The organism is Kitasatospora sp. NPDC001539, from assembly GCF_040298565.1.
GTDB lineage: Bacteria > Actinomycetota > Actinomycetes > Streptomycetales > Streptomycetaceae > Kitasatospora.
In genome coordinates this window covers 24,860-36,493 of the sequence record NZ_JBEPAK010000041.1, presented here as the reverse complement: position 1 = coordinate 36,493, position 11,634 = coordinate 24,860, and the positions used below count along the sequence as shown (strand labels likewise).

At 73.4% G+C, this 11,634-nt stretch carries 9 protein-coding genes (1 of these 9 running past the window's edge); 2 read left to right on the top strand and 7 right to left on the bottom strand.

The features are described 5' to 3' along the window. Positions 1 to 536, bottom strand: a 536-nt coding sequence (locus tag ABT247_RS33640; RefSeq protein ID WP_502892421.1) for a transposase, incomplete at its 3' end; no start/stop codon positions are given. A 455-nt stretch (positions 537 to 991) separates the two neighbouring features. On the opposite strand from ABT247_RS33640, the gene ABT247_RS09920 reads away from it, so the two are divergent. Continuing rightward, positions 992 to 1,984 carry a helix-turn-helix transcriptional regulator gene (locus tag ABT247_RS09920; protein WP_350740778.1) on the top strand — a complete coding sequence of 331 codons (993 nt, stop codon included), beginning with the start codon at positions 992 to 994 and terminating at the stop codon, positions 1,982 to 1,984. 223 nt (positions 1,985 to 2,207) lie between these two features. Here ABT247_RS09920 and ABT247_RS09915 read toward each other — a convergent pair whose 3' ends face one another. The 3 genes from ABT247_RS09915 to ABT247_RS09905 form a co-directional block, all read right to left on the bottom strand. Next, positions 2,208 to 2,414, bottom strand: coding sequence for a hypothetical protein (locus ABT247_RS09915; RefSeq protein WP_350740776.1), 207 nt, complete (start codon positions 2,412 to 2,414; stop codon positions 2,208 to 2,210). Positions 2,415 to 2,573: 159 nt separating this feature from the next. After that, positions 2,574 to 3,638, bottom strand: coding sequence for a hypothetical protein (locus ABT247_RS09910; protein WP_350740774.1), 1,065 nt, complete (start codon positions 3,636 to 3,638; stop codon positions 2,574 to 2,576). Positions 3,639 to 3,837: 199 nt separating this feature from the next. Beyond that, entirely contained in the window at positions 3,838 to 5,058 is a 1,221-nt protein-coding gene (locus ABT247_RS09905; RefSeq protein ID WP_350740772.1) for a cytochrome P450, read from the bottom strand. Positions 5,059 to 5,402: 344 nt separating this feature from the next. Here ABT247_RS09905 and ABT247_RS09900 point away from each other — a divergent pair, with 344 nt between their 5' ends. Next, complete coding sequence (locus ABT247_RS09900) at positions 5,403 to 6,359, top strand: hypothetical protein (RefSeq protein ID WP_350740770.1); 957 nt, start codon at positions 5,403 to 5,405, stop codon at positions 6,357 to 6,359. A gap of 181 nt (positions 6,360 to 6,540) precedes the next feature. On the opposite strand, the gene ABT247_RS09895 is transcribed toward ABT247_RS09900, so the two are convergent. The 3 genes from ABT247_RS09895 to ABT247_RS09885 all read right to left on the bottom strand — a co-directional run. Next, complete coding sequence (locus ABT247_RS09895) at positions 6,541 to 7,806, bottom strand: cytochrome P450 family protein (RefSeq protein ID WP_350740767.1); 1,266 nt, start codon at positions 7,804 to 7,806, stop codon at positions 6,541 to 6,543. A gap of 65 nt (positions 7,807 to 7,871) precedes the next feature. Further along, entirely contained in the window at positions 7,872 to 8,855 is a 984-nt protein-coding gene (locus tag ABT247_RS09890; protein ID WP_350740765.1) for a TauD/TfdA family dioxygenase, read from the bottom strand. A 356-nt stretch (positions 8,856 to 9,211) separates the two neighbouring features. After that, a protein-coding gene (locus ABT247_RS09885) for a non-ribosomal peptide synthase/polyketide synthase (protein ID WP_350740763.1) crosses the window boundary here: on the bottom strand, positions 9,212 to 11,634 show its end. It continues 19,945 nt past the right edge of the window; only the last 2,423 of its 22,368 coding nucleotides appear in the window; the start codon falls outside the window, past its right edge; it ends in the stop codon at positions 9,212 to 9,214.

The following is an 11,634-nucleotide window of genomic DNA, read 5'->3' as shown; positions in this document are numbered from 1 at the left end:
CGGGGACGCACGGTCCGGGGGGCGAAGCTGCCGTCCCGGTCCCGGGGCACCCGCACCTCCACCGGCCCGACCTCGGTGAGAAGCCGTCTGGACCGGGCCCCGTTGCGGGCGTTCACCTCGGCGCGGGCCGCGGCGTCGGTCCGGGTGCCCGGGCGGGCCCGGCCGGGCGTGCCGGCGGGGGCTTCCGTGCGGGGGTCCGTACGCGCGTCCGTGCGGGGGTCCGTACGGGTCTCCGTGCGGGTGTCGGCGCGGGCCGGGGCCCCGGGGCGGTCCGTGGGGTCGGCGTCGCGGGTGTCGGCAGGGGCGTCCGCGGAGGCGTGCGCGGCGGCCGCCGCGGGGCCCCCGTCGAGGCCGCGCGGGCCGTGCAGGTGCTCCTGGAACTCGACCTCCAGGGCGCGCTCGATCAGCTGCTTGGCGAGCGCCTGGAGCAGCCCGCCGTCACCCAGCAGCCGAACCGCCCCGGAGCCGACCTGCGCGGCGGCGGCCTCCGCCAGCTGCCGCACCAGTCGCTGGTCCACCAGCTCGGCCGGGTCCACCAGCCCGGCCGGGTCCACCGGGGAGCGCGGAGGGTCGGGATCAGCTCGCAACAAGGGGGCCTCCGTCCGTCGAGCGGTCCGTGGGGGCGGTCCGTGGGGCGGCCCGTCGGGGCAATTCGCCGGGCGATCCGCCGGGCGATCCGTGCGCGGTCGTCCGCGGGCCGTCCGTCCGAGCCGCCCTGACGGCCCGACAGGTGAAATGCGGCGTCCATCCGCCCGTTACCGCGGCTGGATACGGTCGCGCTCGCCGCCGCTGTCGGCCCCCGCCTCCGGGCGCGGTCCGCCTCCGCCGGGACCGCTGAATTCCGCGCCCATTGGGCGTACACTCTCGGCAGTCGTGGCCCGGGGGGATGCGTCCGGTCGGCAGGTGACTCCATCCTGCCCTTTCGGAGGTCCGGCTGTTGCCGGTCCGGGCATTCGTGAATTCGCAATGCCGAAGCCGGAAGGACGTGCAGATGTGCAGATCCCAGGACAGCAGCACCGAAATGGGTACACCCCAACTCTGTGACACCGGCCTCGAGTTCTACCGGACGGCGCTCGCCGAGGGCGGCGCCGACGGGGAGGCACCCGAGTGCCTGCTCGCCATGGGCCTGCTGCGCGTCCTGCCCGGATCCGACCACCGGCTGGCGGCCGTGCCGCCCGACCTCGCCCTCACCTGCCTGACCCGGCCGCTCGAACTCGCCGTACTGGCCCAGCAGGAGCGGATCGCCGAGGTGCGCACCGCCTTCGCCGCCGCCGACCACGCCTACCACGACGTCATGCGGCAGGCCCGGTTACCGATCCGCCTGCTGGCCGGCGAGGAGATCAACCCGGCGCTGGAGAAGGCCGTCGCCGCCTGCGCCGAGGAACTGCGCACCGCCCAGCCCGGCGGCGGCCGCAGCGCCGACCACCTGGCCGACGCGCTGCCGCGCGACCTCGCCCTGGCCGACCGCGGGGTCCGCCAACGCACCCTCTACCAGCACACCGTGCGCTCGCACGGTCCGACGCTCGCCTACATCGAGCAGGTGACGGCCCGCGGCGCCCAGGTGCGCACCCTGAACGAGGTCTTCGACCGGATGATCATCTGCGACCGCTCGACCGTCTTCATCCCGGCCGGCGCCGACCGCGAGGCCGCCGCGATGCTCATCGAACTGCCGCCGCTGGTCGAGTACCTGATCAAGATCTACGAACTGATGTGGGACCGCGCCGAGCCGGTCACCTACCTCGAGGGCCACCACCGCCCGCCGCTGCTCACCGACCGCACCCGGCAGAACGTCCTGCGGCTGATGGTCAACGGCTACACCGACGAGGCCATCGCCTCCCGCCTCGGCATGAGCACCCGCACCGTCTCCAGCCACATCCAGAAGGCCAGCGAACTCCTCGGCAGCCGGAGCCGCGGCCACCTCGGCTACATCATCGCCCGCGAAGGCGTCCTCGACGCGCCCCTCGCGGACTGCGAACGCTTCTAGCCGCTGTCCGCCGCCCGTCCCCGGCGGCCGGAGCGACAGCCGAGGAGGCCGGTCCCATCGGTGGGACCGGCCCTCCGGCGGGTCCGGCCCGAGCCGGTGGGGGCCGCTCTCCCGGGGGCGGACCGGCCGCAGCGCCCGTAGCGTACGGTCCGGTGCCGGTCCGGTGCCGGTCCGGTGCCGGTCCGGTCCGAACCAGGCCCCGGGCACCCCGAGCGGGCCGAGATCAGGCCGGCCGGTGCGAAAGCGAAGTCCGCAGGTTGATGACCACCCGGTACACGGGGTGGTGGCCGATGACGTGCAGGAACAGCTGCTTCGACGCAGATGTGGTGTCCGCCCTGGCGGTTCCGTCGAACAGTGCCGGGGTGACCAGAGCCGCCAGGAGGAGGAGCGCGACGAAGCCGAGCAGGCGGCACCGTCGGGTCGTGGGCACGGTCCCTCCTTGGTGAGAGGCCCCTGCGGCGGGGTCGTGGCCCGGCGGGGAGCGACGTCCTGCTCGGCGGTGGGGCGACGGGGCCCGCGTTCCGGTGGGTGGTCTGCGCCTGCACCCCGCCTTCCCCGGGAAGCGCAGTCGCCCTCCCGGGGAGGGCGGCTACTCGGGTCGCGCTTCCAGGGCGCTGGCGCAGATGGGGCGGGTGCGGGCGGCGTAGGAGCGGGCGGCCACGATGAGGCCGATGCCCAGGCCGCCGAACGCCAGGCCGCCGAACTCGACCATCCACGTCATCTGCGACGTGGTGGTGAACGGCCCGATCGGTTTGAACGCGGGCACCACGCCGATGGCGATGAGCGCGGCCAGAACGTTGAGCACGACCCCGTACATCGCCAGCGGGATGCCGGTCAGCCAGGCAGGGACCAACGGCAGCATGCGCGGGACGCGCCGTCCGGACAGGAACAGCGTCCAGCGGGGGAACACCTGTCCCCACACGTAGAGCAGCCCCAGCAGCAGGAAGACCCCGAGCATCGCGGCCAGCACGGTGATGTCGATCCCCGCCGACGCGGTCGCCTTCGCCGTCCCGGACGCGCCGGCGCTCGCTGCTTTCTGCCAGTCGTCGGCCGAGACGCCGAGCGCGTCGCCGCCGAGCGTCCAGATGCTCTTGAGCCCCGCCCACGGCAGGAGTCCGCACATGAGCAGGTACACCGTGACGCGGGTCCGCCTCGTGGCCCTGGAGGCGGCCGGGTGGGCCAGCGGACCGTCGCCGGCTCCGTCGTGCGGCCTGCCGCAGCGCGGGCAGTCGCCGCGCTGCAGCCGGCGGTGCGACAGGCCCACGAGCAGCAGGAGCCCTGCCCCGATCGTGTTCAGCAGCACCTGGGCCAAGCCGGTGGCGCTCTCGACCCCGGAGAACGTCACCAGTGTCACGAAGTAGAGCGGCAGGCCGGTCATCCCCACGAGGAGTACCGGGAGCGCCACGACGAGCGCCGCCGCCACGGCGACCCGGCCGGGCTTGGCGAGCCTCCGGGTGGTGGCCAGGCAGGCACCGCCGGCCAGGAGGGCGAGGGCCGCGAGGAGGAGCTGGACCCCGGGGGCATACGCGGCGTGTTCCTTCCATTGCACGGTGGTGCCCGTCATCGCCCAGGCGACCTCGACGGCGGCGTAGAGGCCGGCCCATGCGGCGGCTGCCGTGGGTGCCCAGCTGGGCCAGCGCCGCCTCCATGACATCCGCCCCGGGCTCGTGGTCCGTGGCCGGGAGCCTCCTACCTTCGAGCTCGTAGGAACAGCCACCGTGACCTCCGTACGTTCGGAATGCATATGCGCGTCAAGCCTCGCCGTCAGCCGCGCCGGTCACATCCGTCGATCGGAGCATCCGCCTCCCTCTCGAGGGGGAGGGGGCGGATCGTGGGGTCGGCCCGGTGGCGGATCAGGGTGCGCTGCGCCTGGTCAGGGTGAGCGGCATCGAGGTGAAGCCCCAGATCAGGTTGGATTCCATTCGCTTCGGCGCGCCCCGGAGCGTGGCGGTGGCCACGCGGGATGTGAACTCTTCGAAGAAGATGGAGAGTTCGCTGGTGGCCAAGGCCGATCCGAGGCAGAAGTGGGTGCCCTGGGCGAAGGCCAGGTGCCGGTTGGGGGAGCGGGTGATGTCGAAGTGGTCGGGCTCCGTGAACACCGCTTCGTCCCGGTTGGCCGCCGGCAGCCACACCGCGACCTGGTCGCCGGGACGGATCACCTGGCCGTCGAGGACCGCCTCCTGCCGTGCCGTGCGCAGGACGTGCAGGGCGGGACTGGTGAACCGCAGGATCTCCTGCACGGCGGAGGGGATCAGACCGGGATCCGTCCGCAGCAGGTCCCATTGCTCCGGGTGCCGGATGAACGCGAGCAGCCCGCCGACGGTGGCGTGGCGGGTCGTCTCGTTGCCGCCGGAGATGAGCCCGTTGCAGTTGAGCAGGATCTCCTCGTCCGTGAGGGGTTCGCCGTCCACCAGGCCGTGCGCCAGGGCGCTGACGATGTCGTCCTGGGGGTCGCGCCGTCGCTGGCGCAACAGGTCGTCGTAGTAGACCAGGAGTTCGGTGTGCGCCTCGGCGACGGAGTTCCGGTCCGTGTCGGCCGCTTCGTCGGCGCCGAAAGCGATCATGGTGAGCTTCAGCATGAAGTCCCAGTCCGCCCTGGGCACACCGAGCATGTCGGCGATGACCGACACCGGGAGGCGCGCGGCGACCTGGGTGAAGTCGACGTCGCCCTGATCGAGCGCGGCGTCGATCACCTGGCCGGCGGTCAGCCGGATGTTGTCCGTCAGCCGCTTCACCATCCGCGGCGTGAAAGCGGAGTTGATGACCCGGCGGATTCCGCCGTGCCGAGGCGGGTCGGTGACGATGAGCATCTTCCCGGCGGCGGCCGCGTTGGCCACCGGGTCGGCGTCGAGCCGCATCCCGCCGGTGGACGAGAAGGTGGCGCTGTCCTTGAGGACCTGTGTCGCCAGGTCATGGCTCAGGACGGACCAGAAGTCGGTGGACCTGGGGCGCCGGGTCAGGAAGACCGGCCGGGTCCTGCGGAGCGTGCTCCAGACCTCCTCGATTCCGTCCTCGGTGTACCGGCGGGGATCGGACAGGTCAGGGGTGGCGCCGGCGAGCAGCGCGTCGGTCATGTCGGGCATGTTCTCCGCCGTTTCGTGCGGGCTGCGGGATACCCGGCGGGGCCGCGGCACTCGACGGGCTGCACCATCCTGGCCCGCCCGAGCGCGACGGGCCGAGGCCGTTTCGAATAATTGAGTGCGCGTCACCCGGTGCCGGCCCGGGGTGCCGGGCCGTGCAGCTTTCGAATCTTCGAAGCGGACTTCCGCGCCGGCCCCGCGGACTCCTAGGGTGCACGGGACTCAGGTGGCACGGGCGGGGAGCTGGCATGGCGACGAGCGATTGGGCCGGCGGCGTCCCCGGTCCCCGATCCGCAGGGCACCGTCGGGGACGGCCGCGGGCCCGGACGGCGCTGGCGATGGCCGGTTGCGCCGCGACGCTCCTGGCGAGCACGCTCGCCCGCCGCCGTGGTGGCGGGGCCGTCCGTCATCCGGGCGAGCGGCTGGTGCGCGGTGCGTCCGTCGTCGGGGCGCTGGCGCTCGGTGCTGCTCTGGTGCCGGACCCGGTGGCTTCCCGGCACCGGCGCCGGATCGCCGAGCTCGGGGCGCTCGGCGCCGCCGTGGGACTCGCCCAGGGCGGCAGCCCCGTGCTCTTCGACGTGTTGGGGGCGGTCTTCCGCCGCGCGATCGGCCCGGCGGCCCCGGAGGCTCCCGGCGGCGACGCGGGTCGTTTCGCGGTCCGTTTCCTGGCGCTCGGTTCGGCCGCTCTGACGGCCTCGGCCGTCACGCGGAACGCGGCACACGGGGTGGAGACCTGTGCGGGGTGCGGACGCCCGGCGCCGGACGGCCGCCTGCGGGCGCCGGCGTGGAGCGGCTACGCGGCGGTCGCGCTGTCCCTGCCCTATCCGGTCGTCAAGCTCGCATGGGAGTGCGGCAGCGACCTCGGGATCACCCGGCCCGAGCTGATCCACGGCATCCGCGGCGGCTGGGTGCCCGTGGTGCCGGCGCTGGTCGGGTCCGTGCTGTCGCTGGCGCTGGTACGGCCCTGGGGGCGGGTCTTCCCACGATGGGTCCCGGCCGTCGGCGGCTCCCGCGTGCCACGCGTGCTGGTGCTGGGGCCGGCCTGCTTCAGTACGGCTCTGCTGGCCCAGGTGGGTCCGGCGGCGTTCATGTCGGGGGTGCGGCACTACTTCGGCCCGCGGAAGCCCACCGACGACTTCGGGTTGCGTCCGTGGGTCCCGTTGACGTTCTACGCGAGCTGGATGCTGTGGGGCCCCGCGCTCGGCGCCGCCACCTGGGAATACCACCGGACGACCGCCGGGTGCCCGGCCTGTCCGCCCGGGCGGGACGGCGCCGGCGGATCCGGCGCCGCGTGACGTCCTGCTCGACGGGATCCCGAGGGAGCGGGTCGGCCCTCACCGGCGCGCCGAGGCACGGCGGGGTGCGCCGGCCGCCGCATGGCTGAGCCACCGGGCAGCCCACCCGGGCGTCCAGGTGCGGCGGTGAGGGCCGGGCCGCCCGCGCATCGCGCGGTGGCGGCCCGGCCCGTGCCGGTCGTCAGTTCAGGTGCACCAGCAGCTTCAGCGGCGTGCGGGCGATGGGGTTGGGGATGTAGGGCACGTCCGGGCCCTCGGCGTGGCGCATGTCGGGGAAGCGCTGGAGGAGCCGGCCGATGGCGACGGCCGCCTCCATGCGGGCGAGCGGCGCGCCCATGCAGTGGTGGATGCCGTAGCCGAAGGCGAGGTGTCCGGTGGCGTTGCGGGTGACGTCCAGCTCGTCCGGGTCGGGGAACTGCTCGGGGTCGCGGTTGGCGGCGCCGAGCGAGAGCAGGACCGGCTGGCCCTTGCGGATGTCGACGCCCGCGACGGTGGTGGGTCCTCCGGCGATGCGGACGTTGGTGAGGAAGAGCGACGGGTCGAAGCGGAGGAACTCCTCGACGGCCCCGGGGACGAGCGTCGGGTCGTTCTCGACCAGGGCCCGCTGCGCGGGGTTGAGGAGCAGCGCGTTCACGCCGTTGCCGATCAGGCCGACGCTGGTCTCGAAGCCGGCGAGCAGGACGATGAAGGCGGTGGAGATGAGCTCCATCTCGCTGAGCTTGCCCTCGTCGGCATCGCGGGCCTGCACCATCTGGCCGAGCAGGTCGTCGGTGGGGGTGGTGCGCCGTTCCTCGATGAGGTCCTTGATGACGTCGATGATGCGGTAGGCGATGTCCTCGCGGCCCTCGTGGGTAGCGCCTCCGGTGAAGTCGCGGGCGTTGCGGGACCAGTCGTGGAAGACGTCGCGGCGCTCCTCCGGGACGCCGAGCAACTCGCAGATCAGGACCAGCGGAAGCGGCCACGCGAGGCCCTCCATGAGGTCCACCGGAGCGCCGTCGGCAGCCTGTCGGGCGAGGCCGTCCAGGAGTTCTTCCACGGTCTCTTCCACGCGCGGGCGCAGGCGTTCGGTCTGGCGGGCGGTGAAGGCCCCGCTGAGGAGCTTGCGCAGGCGGGTGTGCTTCGGCGGGTCGGACACCACGGGGTGCTCGTTGTAGATGCGCCAGATGCCGCCCTCCTCATCGGTGACCGGGTCGTCCTCCGGGTCCGGCTTCTGGCGCAGGAGGGGGTCGAGGTGGGCCAGGCGGATGTCCTCGTAGCGGGTGGGGACCAGCCAGCGTGTGCCGTCCGGCAGTTCGGCCCACCACACGCGCGACTTGGCGCGCAGATCGGCGAAGAACCCGTACTGGTCCTGGACCAGCCCGGGGTCGATCAGCTGGAAGACGGGAACGCCGTCGTCTTCGGCGGGCGAGGGCTGCGGGTTCTCCGCCGTCCCGGGCGCTTGCTGCATCTGCTGTGCTCTCCTTCTCCTGGGTGAACCCCGGACGGCTGCCGGGATGACGACTGGGGCGGGCCCTACCGCTCCAGCACGTAGCCGTCGCCGGGCCGGTGGTCGCGCGATCGGCGCAGGTCGGCCAGGACGAAGGTCCGCTGGAGCCAGCGGTCCCGGCCGTCGTAGCGGGGCTGGAAGGCCGTCCGGCCGTGCAGGGTCACGTGGTTGTCGACGATCGCCAGGTCGCCGGGCAACAGCCGGACGGTGCGGGCGACTTCGTCGAGGGCCAGGGACAGCTCGGTGAGGGCCGCACGGGCCGAGGGGGTCAGTCCGGTCGTGGCGGCGAAGTCGACCCGGACGTCCGGATCGGCCGACTCGCCGGTCAGTACCGGGAGTTCCGGGGCGCCGGCGCCGGCCGAGCCGAAGGACGGCGGGGGCTGGGTGTTGAACTCGGGGCGGGCGAGGGCCTGCCGGGTCCGGTCGGACAGCAGGGGCAGTGCTTCCCGGATCGAGGCGGTACGGAGCCCGGCGACGCGGTCGTGGTCCGGGCGGAGGCAGAGCAGCATCACGTAGTCCGGGCGGTGCGGGTGGAAGGCGTTCTCGTTGTGCATCATCAGGTCCACCGACCCGGCGTTGCCCTGGAAGTCCTCCCGGCCCGGCACGGGGACGACGTCCTGGACCAGCGCGCCGGACTTCTCCGCCAGGAAGGCGGCGGGATCGCCGAGACCGCAGGCCGTCATCATCAGCAGCGCGGCCGGCCCGGTGGTGGTCCGCTGCACGGACCCGGCGACCGACGGGGTGTTCGGCAGCCGGGAGTCGTCCACCGGAAGTCCGCGCACCACCATGACGCCGGCCGGTCCGGAGTCGCGGCGGAACTCGCGGACGCGTCGCCGGTAGCCGCCGGGCAGGAACTCCCAGGAGCTTCGGGCGGCGGCTACCCAGGCATCGTCGTCGACCTCGTCCGAGACCGACTGCAGCCGATCGGCGATCCGGCTGATCTCCACCGCTTCCGCCGGGGAGACCGTGAAGGTGACCTCCGGGGGCGCGAGCTGTACGGCGTTGAGCATGGTTTCTCCCAAGAGCCTAGGGTTGCGGTCGTCCCGCCGGCGGTGATCTCGGTGAACACCGGCCACAGGGAGTGCCGGCTCCCGTCGTCGTCCAGTCGCGCCAGCGGGTCGGTTGTCCGGGACGTGGATACGTCGTCCTGCCGACCGCGCGGGATCGGGCACCGGTCGGGCAGCGGCGATGGAAGGGACACCGCCATCCTGGCCCGGCCGGCGGCCGTGGTCGTCGGCGTTTCCAAGACTTGAATACGTGTGCTGTTCCGCTGCGCCGGGCCGGTTCCGGGGCGCCGCCCCGCCCCGGCGCACGGCGAAGGCCCGGACGGCCGCCGCGGTGGCGGTCGTCCGGGCCTGGAACCCGCCTACTGCCCGGTGGCGGCCCGGCTCCCGCGGGCGTCGCGGAGCGACTGCGCGAGCAGCGGACCGATCTCCGCCCAGGCGGCGGCCGTCGTCAGGTCGTTGTGGGTGAAGGCGAGGTCGTGCCTGATCACCCGTCCCTCGACGTACGGCTCCCACAGGGCCGGCGTGTTCGCCGAACCCTCCTTGCCCACTGCGGCGACGAACATCAGCAGGTCACCGCGGAACCGGTCCAGGCCGAAGTCCCGGGTGATCCGCGCGATGTTGGTGCCCACCCGGGCCAGCGCCTCGATGTGGCGCTCCTCCAAGCCGGCGATGGCGCTGTCACCGTCGTCGAACAGGCTGCGGGCCCGGGCGTAGTCCAGTGGGTCCTCGCCCAGTTCGGTGAGGTCGTGGCCCAGGTAGGCCAGCAGCTGCCGCAGGACGTCCTCCGGCCGCTCCTCGACCACCTCGTGCTGGTTGGTCACCGGGTAGGCGTCCAGGACGGCCAGTGTCGCGACCCGCTCTCCCGCCTCCTGCAGCCGGGTGGCGATCAGGTGGCCGAGGATGCCGCCGAGTGACCAGCCCGCCAGGTGGTAGGGGCCGTGCGGCTGGACCGCCCGGATCTGCTCCAGGTAGTCCTCCGCCATCGCGTCCAGCGACTCGGGCAGTGCCTCGTCCCTGGCCAGGCCGCGCGCCTGCAGCGCGTAGACCGGGTGCTCCGGGTCGATGTGGCGCAGCAGACCCGCGTAACTCCAGCTCAGACCGCCCGCGGGCGGGAGGCAGAAGATGGGCTCGGCCGTACCGGTGCTCCGCAGGGGGAGCAGCACGTCCATCGGATCGCTCTCCGCTCCCGTGGCCAGCAGCTCGGCGAGGCTCTCGACGGTCGGACCGTCGAACAGCGCCGCGATGCTGATCTTGGTGCCGAAGGTGAGGTTCACCCGGCTGACCAGCGCCGCCGCCATCAGCGAGTCACCACCGAGATCGAAGAAGCTGTCCTCGATCCCGACCCGGCGGACCTTGAGGGACTCCGCGAACAGACCGCACAGCACCTCCTCGCGGGGTGTCCGGGGCGCCCCCGTGCGCAGGCTGCCCTCGGCGTCCGGCGCGGGCAGCGCCGAACGGTCGAGCTTCCCGTTCGGGCTGACCGGCAGCGCCGCGAGCGACACGAACGCGGAGGGCACCATGTAGTCGGGCACCTGCCCCGAGACGTGCTTGCGCAGCACCATCGAGTCGGTCCCGGCACCGTCGCGCGGTACCACGTACGCCACCAGCCGACGGCCGCCCTGGCTCGTCTCCCGCAGGACGACGGCCGCCTGGGCCACGTCCGGGTGGTCGAGGAGCACCGACTCGATCTCGCCCGGCTCGATCCGGAAGCCGCGGAGCTTGAGCTGCTGGTCGGCCCGGCCGACGTAGGCGAGCTGGCCGTCGCGGGTCCAGCTGGCCAGGTCACCGGTGCGGTACATTCGGCTGCCCGGCGCGCCGAACGGATTCGGCACGAACCGCTCCGCTGTCAGGCCGGTGCGGTTCAGGTAGCCGCGTGCCAGACCGGGACCGCTCACGTACAACTCGCCCGCCACGCCCGTCGGCACCGGCCGGAGCCGTGCGTCGAGCACGTAGACCGAGGTGTTGGCGATCGGCCGGCCGATCGAGACCGCGACCGCCGTGGACAGCGGGTCGCTCATGGTGGCACAGACGGTCGTCTCGGTGGGGCCGTAGGCGTTGATCATGCGCAGTCGCGGCGCCCACTGCTCGACCAGGTGCTGCGGGCAGGGCTCGCCGGCGACCACCAGGGTGCGCAGCCCTGGCAGGTCGTCGGGCGAGATCGCGGCCAGTACCGTGGGCGGGATGGTGGCGTGGGTCACCCCGTGCCGGGCCATCACCGCGGTCAGCGTCGGGCCGGGCAGCAGCTCGGCCGCCGGGGCGAGCACCAGGGTGGCACCGGCCACCAGGCTGGTCACGATCTCCGACACCGCGGCGTCGAAGCTCGGCGACGCGAACTGCAGGAGCCTGCTCTCCGCGTCGATCGCGAACCGCTCGATCTGCGCGGCGGCCAGGTTGCCGATGCCCCGCTGGGTGACCACGACGCCCTTGGGACGGCCGGTGGTGCCCGAGGTGTAGATGACGTACGCCGCGTCGTCCGGGGACGGCTCGGCGGCCGGCACCGGGGGCGTGGTGGGCTGCGCCGCCCACTGCGCCCGCACCTCCGGGTCGTCCAGGACCAGCGTGGGTACGTCGGCCCCCACCTCCGCCAGCAGCTGTGCGGTGGCGGAGGTCGTCACGACCAGCGACGGCTGGGCGTCGGCCAGGATGAACGCGCGCCGGTCGGCCGGGTAGCGCGAGTCCACCGGCAGGTAGGCGGCCCGGGCCCGGGCGACCGCGAGGACCGCGACGACCGTGTCCGGGGTGCGCTCGAGCATCAGTCCGACCAGCGACTGCTCGGCGGCGC

Coding starts and splice junctions, on each gene's coding strand:
- ABT247_RS09895 (WP_350740767.1), bottom strand. CDS start 7,806: ATGCAGCAAGCGCCCGGGACGGCGGAGAACCCGCAGCCCTCGCCCGCC.
- ABT247_RS09910 (WP_350740774.1), bottom strand. CDS start 3,638: ATGTCATGGAGGCGGCGCTGGCCCAGCTGGGCACCCACGGCAGCCGCC.
- ABT247_RS09900 (WP_350740770.1), top strand. CDS start 5,403: ATGGCCGGTTGCGCCGCGACGCTCCTGGCGAGCACGCTCGCCCGCCGC.
- ABT247_RS09905 (WP_350740772.1), bottom strand. CDS start 5,058: ATGACCGACGCGCTGCTCGCCGGCGCCACCCCTGACCTGTCCGATCCC.
- ABT247_RS09890 (WP_350740765.1), bottom strand. CDS start 8,855: ATGCTCAACGCCGTACAGCTCGCGCCCCCGGAGGTCACCTTCACGGTC.
- ABT247_RS09920 (WP_350740778.1), top strand. CDS start 992: ATGTGCAGATCCCAGGACAGCAGCACCGAAATGGGTACACCCCAACTC.